This window comes from Streptococcus suis (assembly GCF_019794555.1).
GTDB lineage: Bacteria > Bacillota > Bacilli > Lactobacillales > Streptococcaceae > Streptococcus > Streptococcus suis_AB.
Genome location: NZ_JAIMEP010000004.1, coordinates 116032 through 132627, shown reverse-complemented (window position 1 = coordinate 132627; position 16596 = coordinate 116032). Strand labels below are relative to the sequence as shown.

At 41.7% G+C, this 16596-nt stretch carries 16 protein-coding genes and 1 pseudogene; 6 read left to right on the top strand and 11 right to left on the bottom strand.

Annotated elements, in window-relative coordinates; genetic code table 11:
• Positions 1–159 precede the first annotated feature (159 nt).
• Entirely contained in the window at positions 160–1614 is a 1455-nt protein-coding gene (gene gltX, locus K6V48_RS03095) for a glutamate--tRNA ligase (RefSeq protein ID WP_222367929.1), read from the bottom strand.
• Positions 1615–2045: 431 nt separating this feature from the next.
• On the opposite strand from gltX, the gene K6V48_RS03090 reads away from it, so the two are divergent.
• Positions 2046–3302, top strand: a complete 1257-nt coding sequence (locus tag K6V48_RS03090; RefSeq protein WP_222367927.1) for an ISL3 family transposase — start codon at positions 2046–2048, stop codon at positions 3300–3302.
• A gap of 15 nt (positions 3303–3317) precedes the next feature.
• Here the strand turns inward: K6V48_RS03090 and K6V48_RS03085 are convergent.
• The 3 genes and pseudogenes from K6V48_RS03085 to K6V48_RS12085 form a co-directional block, all read right to left on the bottom strand.
• Positions 3318–3755: pseudogene (locus K6V48_RS03085) on the bottom strand (MFS transporter); the annotation flags it as partial.
• Entirely contained in the window at positions 3683–4132 is a 450-nt protein-coding gene (locus K6V48_RS03080; RefSeq protein WP_222367925.1) for a LytTR family DNA-binding domain-containing protein, read from the bottom strand. The gene K6V48_RS03080 and the pseudogene K6V48_RS03085, both read right to left, overlap by 73 nt.
• A gap of 168 nt (positions 4133–4300) precedes the next feature.
• Positions 4301–4420: an LPXTG cell wall anchor domain-containing protein gene (locus K6V48_RS12085; RefSeq protein ID WP_172066298.1), complete on the bottom strand. Its 120-nt coding sequence runs from the start codon at positions 4418–4420 to the stop codon at positions 4301–4303.
• Positions 4421–4511: 91 nt separating this feature from the next.
• Between K6V48_RS12085 and K6V48_RS03070 the strand changes: the two genes are divergently transcribed.
• The 3 genes from K6V48_RS03070 to K6V48_RS03060 all read left to right on the top strand — a co-directional run bounded on the left by K6V48_RS03070 (position 4512) and on the right by K6V48_RS03060 (position 8366).
• On the top strand, positions 4512–7565 hold the full coding sequence (locus K6V48_RS03070; protein WP_222367923.1) for a hypothetical protein: 3054 nt from the start codon (positions 4512–4514) through the stop codon (positions 7563–7565).
• Between the two features lie 21 nt (positions 7566–7586).
• The gene (locus K6V48_RS03065; RefSeq protein ID WP_222367921.1) at positions 7587–7757 is read left to right on the top strand and encodes a hypothetical protein; all 171 of its coding nucleotides are present in this window, start codon (positions 7587–7589) and stop codon (positions 7755–7757) included.
• Between the two features lie 318 nt (positions 7758–8075).
• A complete protein-coding gene (locus tag K6V48_RS03060; RefSeq protein WP_222367919.1) occupies positions 8076–8366 on the top strand; it encodes a hypothetical protein in 291 nt (96 codons plus the stop codon).
• A 1202-nt stretch (positions 8367–9568) separates the two neighbouring features.
• On the opposite strand, the gene K6V48_RS03055 is transcribed toward K6V48_RS03060, so the two are convergent.
• The 7 genes from K6V48_RS03055 to K6V48_RS03025 form a co-directional block, all read right to left on the bottom strand.
• Positions 9569–10324, bottom strand: a complete 756-nt coding sequence (locus tag K6V48_RS03055; RefSeq protein WP_222367918.1) for a TIGR00266 family protein — start codon at positions 10322–10324, stop codon at positions 9569–9571.
• A 199-nt stretch (positions 10325–10523) separates the two neighbouring features.
• Positions 10524–11018 carry a beta-class carbonic anhydrase gene (locus K6V48_RS03050; RefSeq protein ID WP_222367916.1) on the bottom strand — a complete coding sequence of 165 codons (495 nt, stop codon included), beginning with the start codon at positions 11016–11018 and terminating at the stop codon, positions 10524–10526.
• Between the two features lie 123 nt (positions 11019–11141).
• Positions 11142–12509, bottom strand: coding sequence for a DNA repair protein RadA (radA, locus tag K6V48_RS03045; protein WP_172066310.1), 1368 nt, complete (start codon positions 12507–12509; stop codon positions 11142–11144).
• Between the two features lie 6 nt (positions 12510–12515).
• Positions 12516–13049 carry a histidine phosphatase family protein gene (locus K6V48_RS03040; RefSeq protein WP_222367913.1) on the bottom strand — a complete coding sequence of 178 codons (534 nt, stop codon included), beginning with the start codon at positions 13047–13049 and terminating at the stop codon, positions 12516–12518.
• Between the two features lie 6 nt (positions 13050–13055).
• The gene (locus tag K6V48_RS03035) at positions 13056–13499 is read right to left on the bottom strand and encodes a dUTP diphosphatase (RefSeq protein WP_222367911.1); all 444 of its coding nucleotides are present in this window, start codon (positions 13497–13499) and stop codon (positions 13056–13058) included.
• Between the two features lie 28 nt (positions 13500–13527).
• On the bottom strand, positions 13528–14061 hold the full coding sequence (locus tag K6V48_RS03030) for a hypothetical protein (protein WP_222367936.1): 534 nt from the start codon (positions 14059–14061) through the stop codon (positions 13528–13530).
• A 194-nt stretch (positions 14062–14255) separates the two neighbouring features.
• Complete coding sequence (locus tag K6V48_RS03025; protein WP_024404939.1) at positions 14256–14615, bottom strand: YbaN family protein; 360 nt, start codon at positions 14613–14615, stop codon at positions 14256–14258.
• Between the two features lie 126 nt (positions 14616–14741).
• Between K6V48_RS03025 and K6V48_RS03020 the strand changes: the two genes are divergently transcribed.
• Positions 14742–15344 (top strand): NADPH-dependent FMN reductase, encoded by a 603-nt coding sequence (locus tag K6V48_RS03020; protein ID WP_002939942.1) that lies wholly within the window; start codon positions 14742–14744, stop codon positions 15342–15344.
• A 14-nt stretch (positions 15345–15358) separates the two neighbouring features.
• Entirely contained in the window at positions 15359–16594 is a 1236-nt protein-coding gene (locus K6V48_RS03015) for an NAD(P)H-dependent oxidoreductase (RefSeq protein WP_222367909.1), read from the top strand.
• Positions 16595–16596 lie beyond the last annotated feature (2 nt).

Here is a 16596-nt window from a genome sequence, read left to right as displayed (position 1 = left end):
CACCTTTATTGTATCGCGTTTGGAGTTCTTTTTTGGTATAACCTTCGTCGCGCACCCGCATAGCGGGTGGTTTATTTGTCACGCACCTTACGGAGCGTGACGGACTAAAAGTCACATAACAAAATCCCCGCTGTCACAGGACAGCGGGGATTACTTATCTTACAAAGATTTCAACATATTGTCAATATGCTGGATAGATTTTTCACGGCCGAGCAGGTAAATAGTATTTGGCAACTCTGGTCCGTGCATTTCGCCTGAAACGGCGATACGGATTGGCATGAAGAGGTTCTTGCCCTTGATACCTGTTTCTTTTTGAACAGCCTTGATTTGTGGGAAGATGTTATCTGGTTGGAAATCTTCGTCTGTCATGGCTTCCAATTTTTCCTTGAAGGCATTTAAAACAGTCGGTACTGTTTCGCCTGCCATGACTTCTTTTTCTTCATCAGTCAATTCTGGGAAATCAGAGAAGAAAAGGTCTGTCAAACCAACGATTTCATCTGCAGAAGATAATTGTGGCTTGTAAAGTTCCACTAATTTCTCTGCCTTATCTGTCAAGCGACCCGCTTCTTCCAAGAATGGTTTGGCAAGGTTGAAAATAGTTTCCAAATCCGCATTCTTGATGTACTCATTACTCATCCAGTCCATTTTCTTTTGGTCAAAGGCTGCTGGTGACTTGCTGAGGCGGTTCTCATCAAAGAGTTGGATAAATTGCTCACGAGAGAAGATTTCCTCTTCACCACCCGGGTTCCAACCCAAGAGACCGATAAAGTTGAAGACAGCTTCAGGCATGTAACCCTTACGACGGTAATCTTCGATAAACTGAAGGGTATTGGTATCACGTTTGGACAGTTTTTTACCAGTCTCAGAGTTGATAATCAAAGTCATGTGACCAAATTCTGGCGCTTCCCAGCCTAGTGCCTCATAAACCATCAATTGCTTAGGTGTATTGGCAATGTGGTCGTCCCCACGGATAACGTGCGAAATCTCCATCAAATGATCGTCAATAACCACGGCAAAGTTGTAGGTTGGATAGCCGTCACGTTTCTGGATAACCCAGTCACCACCGATGTTGCCACCTTCAAACTCGATTTCGCCCTTAACCATGTCATTCCACTTGTAAATACCAGCTTCGTTGACAGCCAAGCGAACAGTTGGGACAATGCCAGCCATCTCACGCTCTGCGATGTAGTCTGCTTTTTCATCTTCAGACATACCCAGGTATTCGTTGATGTAGCGAGGAGTTTCGCCAGCAGCTTCCTGACGCTCACGCTCCGCCGCCAATTCCTCTTCGGTCACATAAGACTTGTAGGCCTTACCTTCTGCCAAGAGCTGTTCAACATACTTTTGGTAAATATCCAAACGCTCAGACTGACGGTATTGCTCATGAGTTTCTGGACTCTCATCCCAGTCAATCCCCAACCAACGCAGGTTTTCAAGCTGAGAACGCTCACCGTCTTCCACATGGCGCTTGCGGTCTGTGTCCTCGATACGAATAAGGAAAGTACCGCCGTGATGACGGGCAAAAAGATAGTTAAACAATGCTGTACGAGCATTTCCGATATGTAAAAGTCCCGTTGGACTTGGTGCGTAACGCACGCGAATTGGTTTAGTCATGTTTCTCTCCTGTAAAATTTTCATACTCAATGAAAATCGAATTCAGACTAGCTTCAACTATTAGGGAGATAGTTGAAGGTTGGAAATAGAGCGAACGAAGTTCGCATCAACTAAGAGGTAGATGAACCCGCTACTTTTTTGTTTTCGGGTAGCAGGCTGACAAGCTCCACTGGAGCTTGTCACTCATCAAGTCAAGTCAACGACGCCTGAATTTGATTTTCGAAGAGTAGCAATCAAGAACATTATAGCATAGATATGCATAAGAAAACAGAAAAATCAGCCTAGAGAGACTGATTTTGAGGTGTTTTGGCTCTATAATTTCTGTAGTGGGTAAAACCACTATGGAAATTATAGAGCCTTTTTAAGTATATACAAAAAGTCCCATATGACCTATAATGAAAAGCAACCAAACTCACATTAGAAAGACTCATATGGAACAACTAAATTTTATCACAAATTTTCTCAGAATTAAAGACAAAAATATTACTATCACTGATGAGTATGATATGGGAACTCACTTTGAACTCCACGGTTACTTGGATTACATGGCTCCTAAATGTCCAGAATGCAAGGGACAAATGGCTAAGTACGACTACCAGAAAGCATCAAAAATCCCTTACCTAGAAACTGCTGGTTACCCACTCCTTATCCGCCTTAAAAAGCGTCGTTTCAAGTGTAAAGAATGTGGGAAAATGGCTGTCGCTGAAACTCCTCTTGTCAAGAAGAACCACCAAATCTCCGTCGCTGTTAGTCAGAAGATCGCCCAGTTACTCATCGAAAATCAAGTAATGACACATATTGCACACAGGCTATCTATCTCAACATCATCAGTTATGAGAAAGCTCAATGAGTTCAAGTTTGAAACAGATTGGAATACCTTACCTGAGGTGGTATCCTGGGACGAGTATGCCTTCAAGAAGGGGAAAATGAGCTTCATCGCTCAAGATTTCGACTCCCTAAACGTCATTGCCATTCTCGACGGAAGAACTCAAGCAACCATCCGAAACCACTTTCTACGCTATCCTAGAAAGGTTAGAAATCAGGTCAAAGTGATTACCATGGATATGTTTAGTCCCTATTATCAACTTGCTAAACAGCTTTTTCCGAATGCAAAAATCGTACTCGACCGCTTTCATATTGTGCAACACCTTAGCCGTGCTATGAACCGTGTCCGTATTCAAATCATGAATCAATTCGACAGAAAATCGCAGGAATACCGTGCTTTGAAACGCTACTGGAAATTGATACAACAAGATAGTCGTAAACTCAGAGATAAACGATTTTATCGCCCTATGTTTCGAATGCATTTGACTAACAAGGAAATACTGGAAAAACTCCTGTCTTTCTCCGAGGAACTACGACAGCACTATGAACTCTATCAATTGCTCTTATTCCATTTCCAAGAGAAGAACTCAGACCATTTCTTCAGTCTCATCGAACAGGAAATAGCCACTGTCAATCCTATTTTCCAGACGGTATTTAAGACATTTCTAAAGGATAAAGACAAGGTTTTGAATGCCCTAGAATTGCCTTATTCCAACGCCAAACTGGAAGCTACTAATAATCTCATCAAAGTCATTAAGAGAAATGCCTTTGGTTTCAGGAACTTTGAAAACTTTAAAAAACGAATTTTGATTGCTTTGAACATAAAGAAAGAGAGAACGAAGTTCGTCCTCTCTAGGTGTTAGCTTTTCATCTACCCACTACAGTTGACAAAGAGCCGGTGTTTTTTGGTTGCGTGCCAGCCAGTAGAAGACATAGAGGACTAACAAACCAGTTGCAGCTAGGAAAAGTTCGCTAATCTGATTGACAGTCAAGATTAAGACCAAACCCGAAACCAATAGTCGAGTAAAAGCTTGACCTAGCATAAAATAGGTCGATACCGCTCCGACTATGGTCGCCAACTGCTCCTCTGGCATAGAATTGACAAACTTAGCGTTAAACTTAGGTCCACTAGCTCCAGAACTAATTCCCATTGTAGTAAGGAAGAAGAAAATAATTGGCAGTTGATGTAGCAACATTCCGATAAAAACGCCAAGAAGAGAGAAAGTGGCTGCCACTTCAAGCGTCACCATGCTGGTCTTTTTGAAGAGGCTAAAGACCAAAGAGGAACCCAAAATATTTCCCGCAAAGAAGATAAATAAATATGAAAGGAAATTCGACTTGTTCCTGAAAAAGACTTATCCAATGAATACACAGCTCTAGCATTGGCAATCGTTGATTTAGAAACCCGACAAAAATACGCTGGAAGGCAGTCTTCCAATTCATATAGTTTCATCTTGACTTCATAGGCATCATCTCTGGTATGACCAATCATCTTATTTCCATCCGTTTCAAAAAAGAGTAGGTCTTCCAGTTTTAAGAAAAATTCACTCGTTCCCTTATAAAATACTAAGCTGGGGCGATTCAATCGTCCTAAAACTTGTTGGATTTGCTCTATTTCAGGTCCAAGTTGACTCGCTTTAATGATAACTTCAACCCGATCTAAGCTGTCATCAAATTCAATCCTAACTTTCATAAAACCTCCTTTACTTTTGATACTCCTATTATAACAGGCAATTCGGGGAATACAAGGGCATTTCAGTAAGTGGTTACAAATTGAAGGTAAGTGGTAGAAATGAATAAAGAAAAGTCCCTTACTTTACACGAGGGACCTTACTTTTATGGTAAGTCGAAGATTTTAGAACTAGTCATTCGATTCATCGCTAGCATTTTTCTTTCGCTGTTTAAAGAAAGTACCTATCAAGAGTCCTACTCCCAACAGAGAGGCCAATGAAGGGCTCTCTTCCCCTGTATTTGGTAACATTTTCTTTGCCTCAGTCTTTGATTTCTGAGTCGTCACCTGTTCAGGAAGAGACTTATTTGCTAATTCAGATTGTAATTCCAGATTTGCCTTTGTGTTAGTTACACTAAAAGACATCGAAGCGGATGCGCTAATTGAACTTGAAACTGATTCTGAGGCCGAAGCGGATGTGCTCATCGAAATTGAAGCGAATTCAGAGGCTGAAACGGATTCACTCTTTGAACTTGAAGTTGATTCAGAAACCGAAACGGACTCACTCAACGAAATTGAAACCGATTCGGAAGCTAATACGGATTCACTCTTTGAACTTGAAATTGATTCTGAAATCGAAGCGGGTGTGCTCAACGAATTTGAAATTGATTCGGAAGCTAATGCGGATTCACTCACTGAACTTGAAATTGATTCAGATACCGAAGCGGATGCGCTCATTGAACTTGAAATCGATTCGGAAATCGAGGCCAATTCGCTCAACGAATTTGAAACTGATTCGGATACCGAAGTGGATGCGCTCAACGAATTTGAAACTGATTCGGATACCGAAGTTGATGCGCTCAACGAATTTGAAACTGTTTCAGAGGCCGAAGCGGATGTGCTCAACGAAATTGAAATTGATTCTGAAACCGAAGCGGATGCGCTCATTGAACTTGAAACTGATTCGGAAGCCAAAGCGGATGCGCTCATTGAACTTGAAACTGATTCTGAGGCCGAAGCGGATGCGCTAATTGAACTTGAAGTGGATTCAGAAACCGAAGTGGATTCACTCATTGAAATTGAAATTAATTCAGATACCGAAGTAGATTCACTCATTGAACTTGAAATTAATTCGGAAACCGAAGTGGATGCGCTCATTGAACTTGAAACTGATTCTGAGGATGAGGCGGACGTGCTCGACGAACTTGAAATTGATTCTGAAATCGAAGCGGATGCGCTAATTGAACTTAAAACTGATTCTGAAACCGAAGTGGATGTGCTAATTGAACTTGAAATTGATTCGGAAATCGAGGCCAATTCGCTCAACGAAATTGAAGTTGATTCAGAAATCGAAGCGGATGCGCTAATTGAACTTGAAATTAATTCAGATACCGAAGCGGATTCACTCATTGAACTTGAAATTGATTCGGATACCGAAGCGGATGCGCTCGTTGAACTTGAAATTAATTCGGAAACCGAAGTGGATGCGCTCATCGAAATTGAGACCGATTCGGAAACCAAAGCGGATTCACTCAACGAATTTGAAACTGATTCGGAAGCTAATGCGGATTCACTCACTGAACTTGAAATTGATTCAGATACCGAAGCGGAAGCGCTCGTTGAACTTGAAATTAATTCGGAAACCGAAGTGGATTCACTCATTGAAATTAAAATTGATTCTGAAATCGAGGACGATTCGCTCAACGAACTTAAAATTGATTCGGATACCGAAGTAGATTCACTCTTTGAACTTGAAGTTGATTCAGAAACCGAAACGGACTCACTCAACGAAATTGAAACCGATTCGGAAGCTAATACGGATTCACTCTTTGAACTTGAAATTGATTCTGAAATCGAGGACGATACGCTCATCGAATTTGAAATTGATTCAGAAACCGAAGCGGATACGCTCAACGAAATTGAAGTTGATTCAGAAATCGAATCGGATGCGCTCATTGAATTTGAAACTGATTCGGAAACCGAAGCGGATGCGCTCATTGAACTTGAAATCGATTCTGAAATCGATGTTGATTCACTCAACGAATTTGAAACTGATTCGGATACCGAAGTGGATGCGCTCAACGAATTTGAAATTGATTCGGATACCGAAGCGGATGCGCTCATTGAACTTGAAATTAATTCAGATACCGAAGTGGATTCACTCATTGAAATTGATTCGGAAACCGAAGTGGATTCACTCAACGAAATTGAAGTTGATTCAGAAATCAAAGCGGATGCGCTCATTGAACTTGAAATTAATTCAGATACCGAAGTGGATTCACTCATTGAACTTGAAATTGATTCTGAAACCAAAGCGGATGCGCTCATTGAACTTGAAACCAATTCGGAAATCAATGTTGATTCACTCAACGAAATTGAAGTTGATTCAGAAATCGAAGCGGATTCACTCATTGAAATTGAGACCGATTCGGAAGCCAAAGCGGATTCACTCAACGAAATTGAAACTGATTCGGATACCGAAGTGGATTCACTCATTGAAATTAAAATTGATTCTGAAATCGAGGACGATTCGCTCATCGAATTTGAAATTGATTCTGAAACCAAAGCGGATGCGCTCATCGAAATTGAAACTGATTCGGAAGCTAATGCGGACTCGCTCAACGAATTTGAAATTGATTCTGAAACCGAAGCGGATGCGCTCATTGAACTTGAAATTAATTCAGAGACCGAAGCGGATTCACTCATTGAACTTGAAATTGATTCTGAAACCAAAGCGGATGCGCTCATTGAACTTGAAACCGATTCGGAAATCAATGTTGATTCACTCAACGAATTTGAAGTTGATTCAGAAATCGAAGCGGATTCACTCAATGAAATTGAGACCGATTCGGAAGCCAAAGCGGATTCACTCAACGAATTTGAAACTGATTCGGAAGCTAATGCGGATTCACTCATTGAACTTGAAATTGATTCAGAGACCGAAGCGGATGTGCTCATCGAAATTGAAACTGATTCGGAAGCTAATGCGGACTCACTCAACGAAATTGAAACTGATTCAGATACCGAAGCGGATTCGCTCAACGAATTTGAAATTGATTCAGAGACCGAAGCGGATTCACTCATTGAACTTGAAACTGATTTGAATACCGAAATGGATGCGCTCAACGAATTTGAAATTGATTCTGAAATCGAGGCCAATTCACTCTTTGAACTTGAAGTTGATTCAGAAACCGAAGTGGACTCACTCAACGAATTTGAAACTGATTCGGAAGCTAATGCGGATTCACTCACTGAACTTGAAATTGATTCAGATACCGAAGCGGAAGCGCTCGTTGAACTTGAAATTAATTCAGATACCGAAGTGGATTCACTCATTGAAATTGATTCGGAAACCGAAGTGGATTCACTCAACGAAATTGAAGTTGATTCAGAAATCAAAGCGGATGCGCTAATTGAACTTGAAATTGATTCGGAGAATGAGGCAGACGCACTCTGAACATTGGAAACTGAAGTTGAAATGGATTTAGAGGTACTTGCTGAAGTAGAAATGAATTGCGAATTAGATAAAGACTCGGATATAGAGGTGGAGCGAACAACGGAAACACTAGCTGACTGTACTAATGACTGGCTAGCACTAGTTGACTCCTTAATACTGAGTGACCGCTGGATTGACTCTGATGTTGATTGAACATAACTATTTGATTCTACAGAAGTGAACGATGTTTTATAATTGACCAACATTCCACTAAGATTCGTACTACCATTTAATTCTGATGTAGTTGCATGCACCTGATTAGTTGTAGTATTAATAGCCGCTTGAACATATAAAGCAACATTTGCTAGAGAGGTTCCCGCAGTTGTTGTAAAGGTGTAAATAATTGGCTGGCTAGTGTCAACTGTTGTAGTTGCATAACTATAGTTTTTCCCGTAATATCGGCCTGTATAATCTAAAGTTGATAGATTTGTTCCTAATGCGACAGACGGATTAACAAAACTAGTATCCAAAATGAGCGGTTGGCCATTTACTGTCACATCCTGGGCTGTTCCTAAATCCGAGACAGATGCCACATACAAACCTGCATATGCCATACCACTATTTATTGGGTTATATATAACTTTCCAGTTAATGATTTTAGTATCAAGATTTAATCTACCCTCAATCAAAGAAATTCTTTTATCTTTATATTTTGAATTTGCATCACCCTCCGAAAAAACCAATATCGTTTCCTCAGCACTGCTATTTGCTGCTCTAAGGTTTGTCGTTCCTCCATCAGAAACTGATTGGGCTTTATTATAGGATTGTAGCAACTGTTGATATCTCATCCTAAGTCGAATTGCTGACTGAGCACCCGATATTGCAACCTCATCAATAGCTGACTGTGTTAATTCAGAGGAGACTAGAAGTGATTCTAAATTAGTTCTTGCTACTATGGCTTCTTGCAAACTAAGAAGATATTTATTGTAAGCAGATACCTGTTGCTCAGCCCCAATTGGAACAATTTGATTAATTGCATCATTTAGCGATGCAATAGCACTATTATAATTAGATAGATCCAATGCTTCTATACTATCCACTATGATTGAAACATTCTCAAGTTCTTCTAATGATGACTTCTCTGCATTCACAGATGATAATGGTTCAGAAAACTCTCCCACGTAACCTAGTTCAGAAGTTGTTTCACTTTGTATACTTTCTGCTACTGACATAGATTCGTAGCCGATTTCGGAGTCAATGCTGCTATGAGAGTAAGACTCACTCGTACTCCCAGACAAAGACTCAGATTCTTCCCCTAATTCATTTTGATCATTCGACTTCGCTAATAAGCAACTATCAGAACTTGCTACTATCATCGATTCTGCAAATGCCACCGGAGTAATATCTGTTTCATCTAAAATATTGTATGCAAAGACTTTCTCATCTACTTCCTCAGCTAATACATTGTTATCTGCAATAATTCCACCAAACACTGCCCCAGTTGCTAGTACACTTTGTAACAACATACTTTTAGAAGTGAATCCGGTTATTTCAATATTTGCCTCAACATTCACAATATCTGTAGAAGCTACTTTGATCAACCCGACCTTTGTTAAAATAGTACTTACCCAGTGTTTACCAGACTTATGCAATGTAACAATAGATTTTTTACTTGACTCAACTAACTGTTTATTTTTTTTAGAAAAATCCATGTTCCCTCATTCAGTATTTTTTCAGTTTATTTTCAAGACTTTCTCATCATTATAGCAAATTACAATTAATTTTTACAAATTATTTTACTTACAAACATGCACAGAAATATATCTCGCCCAAGTTGTGAATACGACTATTTTGGTATTATATAAATGTATTGTTTCTTGTGTTTTATTCCATAGATTTGATGTCTTAATATTCAAACCTAAATTAAAAAAATACAAAAGAAGTAGGGATGAAAACTATACTCATCACTACTTCTTCATCTTTATAATATTAATATTTAACGACAATGATACAAATGGTCTATCTTAAAAAATCGCATCAAGAAGTGAGGTGCTACCACCACCGTCACCACCTGTACCGACAATATGATTACCGATAACTTGAGCAAAGGTTTCAATATTCAAACTTTGTACATAGATTTCACCGTAACCTGAGAATGTATTGACAATCCCCTCACCTGTACCAATTGATTGTAAGAAACCATTTTCCATATGGATGTTGTAATCTAGCTCTCGGCTCCAAGCAACGACATGCGCATTATCAATTGTAATACTACCACCTGTTAACTCAATTTTCTTAATTGAACCAAAGGCATTTGCTAAAAGAGTACCGTAACCCTCAGTGGTCATAACAAAGAGACCGCCCTGACCACCAAAGAAAGCTTTACCTACACTTTGACGTTCCATTTTATACTGAGCAGAACCATCAAGAGCAAGAAATGCACCATCATTTAGGCGATATTGTTGAGCTCCAAGTTCTAAGGCAATGACCTGTCCAGGAGTAGAGGGAGCCAAAGCTATTTTTCCGTCATTGCTATTCGAAACGGCTTGGGTGATAAACATGGATTCCCCTGATACCATGGAACGACCGATAGCTCCCATGAGTTTACCAAAACCAGAACCACTGCGTGCATTGAGCTTAGTATTCAATGTTACGCTTGGCGTGTGGTAAACCATACTTCCCTGCTGGATATAAGCTGACTCACCAGCCTCCAAAGCAATCTCTACTAAAGGAAATTGCATATTACTATCAATAGTGTATTTCATTCGATTGTCTGACATAGTTGCCTCCTATTTTTTACGAAAAGTTCCTGTTAACCACAAGATAGCTATAATAAACCAAAAACAAGCTAAAACAAACCAAATCATTTTAAACTCCGTTTGTATTATTTTTATAACACAATTCTACAACTAAACAAGGGAAGTGTCAAGTATATTTACAAAAAAATAAAGGAATCCGAGCAACCAGATTCCCTCTGCATTATTTAACTTCTGTCATCACACCTGTATCCACATTATATACAGCACCATTGATAACAACATCCTCTGGAATTAGTGGAGATTTACGAAGCAATTCCATATCCTCACGAACGCTGTCTTCTACATCTGTAAATGGTAAGAAATCCTGTCCAGCTACATCTACACCTAATTCCTTATGAATATGGCGTGCAAAGTCTTCATTCGTAAAGGTCTGAGCTCCACAATCCGTATGATGTAGGACAACAATCTCACGCGTTCCCATTTGTTGCTGGGAAATGACTAAAGAACGAATCATGTCATCCGTCACTCGCCCACCCGCATTCCGCAGAATGTGCGCGTCCCCTAGTGCCAATCCAAGTGCCTGCGCTACGTGCAATCGTGAATCCATACAAGTTACAATGGCCACCCTAGTCTTGGGACGCAATGGTAAGTGATAATCTCCATGTAAATCAACATACGCTTTATTAGCTTGCATAAAATGTTCAAAATATGACATAATCCCTCCTATATCGATGAGAATTTCTGAAATTTTCAGACAATAACTGTTTCTAGCTTAACACATTCTTGCTGATTTGTCGCAAATAAAGGAGCAGCTATTTGCTACTCCCGAATATTTTTATTAGTTAAACACTTTTTGCAAGACTTCGCCAATAGTGGTCACGCCGATAACCGTGATTTCCTTGGGCACCTTGATACCGGTCAGGGAATTTTTGGGGGCATAGACCTTGGTAAAGCCCAATTTGGCGGCTTCGTTAATCCGTTGCTCAATCCGATTGACACGGCGGATTTCACCTGTCAGACCAATTTCGCCTATAAAGCACTCTTGTGGGTTGGTAGGCTTATCCTTGTAACTGGAGGCAAGGGCAACTGCGACCGCCAGGTCAATAGCTGGCTCATCCAGTTTGACACCGCCAGCTGACTTAAGGTAGGCATCTTGGTTTTGGAGGAGCAGGCCTGCCCGTTTTTCCAAAACCGCCATAATCAAGCTGGCACGGTTGAAATCCAGTCCTGTCGTGGTCCGCTTGGCATTGCCAAACATGGTCGGGGTCACCAGAGCCTGCACTTCGGCAAGGATAGGGCGGGTGCCCTCCATGGTCACGACAATAGCAGAGCCTGTCGCTCCGTCCAAACGCTCTTCCAGAAAGACCTCACTTGGATTGAGAACTTCGACCAAGCCCTGCGACTGCATTTCAAAAATGCCGATTTCGTTGGTAGAACCAAAACGGTTTTTGACCGCCCGCAAGATACGGAAGGTGTGCTGCCGCTCGCCCTCAAAATAGAGAACAGTATCCACCATATGCTCCAAGGTCCGCGGTCCAGCCAGGGTTCCTTCCTTGGTCATGTGACCGACGATAAAGGTTGCGATGTTGTTGGTCTTGGCAATCTGCATGAGCTCGTTGGTCACTTCACGGACCTGACTGACAGAACCTTGCACGCTAGAAATGTCTGGGCTCATAATGGTCTGGATAGAGTCAATAATCAGGAAATCTGGTTTTATCTTCTCAATCTCGGTCCGAATGCTCTGCATATTGGTCTCCGCATAGAGATAGAACTCGCTGTCGATGTCGCCCAAACGTTCCGCCCGCAACTTAATCTGCTGAGCAGACTCTTCCCCCGACACATAGAGGACGGTACCAATTGTAGACAGCTGAGTCGATACTTGCAGGAGCAAGGTGGATTTGCCAATCCCTGGATCGCCTCCAATGAGAACTAGACTGCCCGGCACCACTCCACCACCGAGGACGCGGTTGAACTCCTCCATGTTGGTCTTGGTGCGAGCCACTTGAATGGAGGACACTTCATTGAGCTTCATAGGTCGGGTCTTCTCACCTGTCAGGCTAACCCGCTCGTTCTTGACTTCAGCGACTTCCACTTCCTCGACAAAGCTAGACCAGGAGCCGCAGTTGGGGCAACGACCCAGATACTTGGGCGAGTGGTATTCACAATTTTGGCAGACAAAGGTTGTTTTTTTCTTAGCGATGATGATTTCCTCCTATAGAGCGTATTCTAGGATTTCGCAGTAGGCTATGGTTTTTTTGGGAACAAACTGGCGTATCAGCATACCGTGACAGACGATAACGATTCGGTCATAGGCTTTGTATTTTTCAAGGGTCTGTAAAAATCGCTCTTTCATCTCCGCAGCAGTCTCATAGCGAACAGGTGAAGACTCAGGCACCGCTCCGCTATTTTCCAAAAATAATCGATGAGCTAAGACAGCCTCGTCTTGACTGGCATTTTGCCCCGTCATATCTGGTCGCCATTCATGAAAAAAGGGCTCGACCAGAAGAGGTAGTTGCTGGGCATGAGCAATGTAGGTCGCAGTTTCCAAGGCCCGTGTGACGCTTGAAGCGACGACTACTTGAGCTTGGGAAAAGATAGGATTACTAGCAATTTCCTGAGCTAAAGTCCGCCCCTTTTCAGTTAAAGGAGCCAAATCCCGTCCAAAACCTGCATACAGCCGAGGATTATCATGCTGGTCAAACATGCTGTAATCTGGCTCGGAATGCCGTACAAAGAGAATCTGCATAGTAGTCTATTTCCCCGTCGAGCCAAATCCGCCCGTCCGAACACCGTCGGCCTGGTCGCCATCTGCTAGTAGGAAGGGGGCAAAAACTGCTTGCACAATGCGTTCGCCAGCTTCCACCACAACGGTTTCTTCTGTGATGTTTCGCATCTGGGCAAAGATATGACCTTCATTGGCTGGATTGCCGTAGTAGTCACCGTCGATAACCCCAACCGAGTTAATCAGGACCAGCCCCTTCTTGCGAGGGTTGGACGAACGGTCGTAGAGATAGAGGACCTCATTGGCCTGCATATAGGCCTTTACACCTGTTGGAACCAGCTTAATCTCACCAGGCTCCAAGCTGACCCTCTCCGCAGCTTTCAGGTCATAACCTGCTGCATGAGCGGTCTCACGTTTTGGCAATAAGTTTTCATCTGTATACTGGCTGACCAGTTCGAATCCACGGATTTTCATAAAAACTCCTTATATCATTTTCTTCTTTTTACTCATATTGTTCATTCGCACTTTTCGTCACAAATGCAAAAAGTGTTGTTAAGGGAAAGGCATACTCGTCATCAAAGCGGGCTGCACGTAGCCACAAGTCTTGGTCAACCTTACGGAGATAGACACTGCGAGGGAAGGTGAATACTTCTTCCAACTGAGGCGACAGCAGGCAAATGGCTCCGTCAGGTGATTTTCCTTGGGAGAGTATAGCATCTTGACTAACTTCCTGTTCCAACAAGGTCAATCGAAGATAAACTCCCAGATGAGCTGGTGGTAATTGATAATCCATCTCCACGGCTCTCTCCTCTATCTGAGGAGCGGCCGCTTCCCTATCCAATCCCATGTCGGCTAGGCTGACAATCTCAACTAAACACTGCTGTTTCTCCACCACTTCTTGCACTTCTTGATAAGCGGGGTGAGCTAGATAGGTCTTGAAATAATCATTCACTAAAATCCCCTTATCGTCTAAGTAGGCAAGGATTTCTTCCTTTTTCAAGGGAAATAATTCAACTCTAACTCTCTGTCTTTTCATAGGTCTATTATACAGGAAATACAGGGTAAAGCAAAACTCCAACCTAGTGGCTGGGGTTTTCAACTTTATTCAAACACAAACTGGTTGTGGTAGAGTTCGGCGTAGAAGCCGTTTAGTTTGAGGAGTTGGCTGTGGTTGCCTTGCTCGATCACCTAACCGTCTTTGAGTACGATGTTCAACCCTCAAATCTGACTTTATTTCTCCGGTATGACCCAAAACAAATAGTAAGTGATAAAGATTGTTAATAGTCCTAGTCCCATTTTGACCAATAAAATAGGAGCCAGCCAGATAGAAATTGCCATAAGTAAGTAAATTTGCCAGATGATTTGCTTTTTTCGTTTGCGGGAAATGGATTTGGTCTCAACGTAATCAGCTACGTAAAATTGATAAATTTTTGTATTGCGTAGCCATTTTTCAAACCTTTTTGAACTTCTAGCAAAGCAAAATCCTGCCAAAAGTAAAAGAGGGGTTGTCGGGACTATCGGCAAAACAATCCCAATGACACCAACCATCAAACTAACAAAACCAAATACTAGATAGAATATTCTCTGCATACTAATATTATACCAAAAAACTCGTGAATTTTTGAACAATTTTATTACATTTTCAGAAAGCGCTTACATTTTATTGGATAAAAGGGTATGATAAAGGTACCAAATTTAGGAAAGAGAGAAGACGCCATGAAACTTCTAGGACTGGTCGGAACAAACTCCGCTCGCTCAACCAACCGCAAACTCTTGCAGTACATTGAACAACACTTCGCTGATAAGGCAGATATCGAACTGGTTGAAATCAAGGAACTCCCAATCTTCAATAAACCAGCCAATCGAGAATTACCAGAAATTGTCAAAGAATTGGTCGCAAAAATTGAGGCTGCTGACGGAGTCATCATCGGAACTCCCGAATATGACCACTCTATTCCAGCTGTCCTTATGAATGCCCTTGCTTGGGTATCATACGGTGTCTATCCACTATTAAACAAACCAGTTATGATTACTGGTGCTTCTTATGGAACACTTGGTTCCTCTCGTGCCCAACTACAGCTACGTCAAATTCTCAACGCTCCTGAACTCAAGGCCACTGTCTTGCCAGATGAATTTTTATTGTCACATTCCTTGCAAGCCTTTGATGCCAATGGGGAGCTCATTGATTTAGAAACTAGTCAAAAACTGGATGCCATCTTTGATGACTTCCGCCTCTTTGTCACCATGACTAGCAAGCTGTCTAACGCCAAAAAATTACTCCAAAAAGAAGCTGAAAACTTCGATTGGGAAAACCTGTAAGAGAGGAATATACTATGAAATTTGTCGGAATTGTTGGATCAAATGCAGATCAATCTTATAACCGTATGCTATTGCAATTCATTCAACGCCACTTTAAAGTGAAGTTTGAACTAGAACTTTTGGAAATCAAAGATGCTCCAATGTTCAATCAGGACGAAGACCAGTCTGATTGTTTTGCAATTCAATACCTTTACAACAAAATCACCCGTGCTGACGGGGTCATTATTGCTACCCCTGAGCACAATCATACCATTACCCCTGCCCTTAAGAGTACTCTGGAATGGCTCAACTTTAATTTACACCCATTCGAAAATAAACCAGTTATGATTATCGGGGCATCTTACTACGATCAAGGAACTTCTCGTGCCCAAGTTCACCTACGGAAAATTTTAGATGCACCAGGTGTCAATGCTTACACACTACCAGGTAACGAATTCCTCCTTGGTAAGGCCAAAGAAGCGTTTGACGACAAGGGCAATATCATCAATGAAGGCACCGTGAAATTCTTAGAAAGCTGTCTAGACAACTTTATCAAGTATGTCGGTGTTGTATCCAAATTGAAAAAACCAAAACCAATCGCACCAGAAGATTTAGACTGTACCAAACCAATCGCAACAACCATCACTGGTGTGGATCCCGATGATCCAGATTGGCTAGAAAAGGCTTCTAAATTAGTTAACGCAGTTGAGGGAGACACCTATGTTAAACTAGACAATGGTCTATTGACCGTTAACCAACTCAATATGTTCCTCAATGCGATGCCATTTGAATTGACCTATGCAGATGATAATAACCAGTTCCTCTACTACAACAATAGTCACCAAGAACCTGATACCATGTTGGGTAAACGGGTACTTGCTCAAGTAGGAAATCGCCTATCAACTGTCCACGGTACGCTACCTCCTGCCCGCATGAAGAATGTTGAATGGGTTGTCGGTACCTTGCGTAATGGTAACCAGGAATATGTTCGTACCATTGTACCCGGTACCCCTGCTGAAATTATCAACACCCACAACTACCAAGCTATGTACTATCCTGACGGATCCTACGCTGGTATCAATGAAATTATCTTTAATTTCAAACCATGGCTAGATTGGTATCTTGAAGCTACTGGTCAACGCTTGGTTGGTGGTTCGGGAACTGCCGCAGCTCCTGCGCATGTTGACGCAACCTCTGGTGCATCAGATGCTGGTAGTGCCCCTGCTACTTCCACACCGACAGATGCAGATTCTGGTGCATCTGCTCACTAATC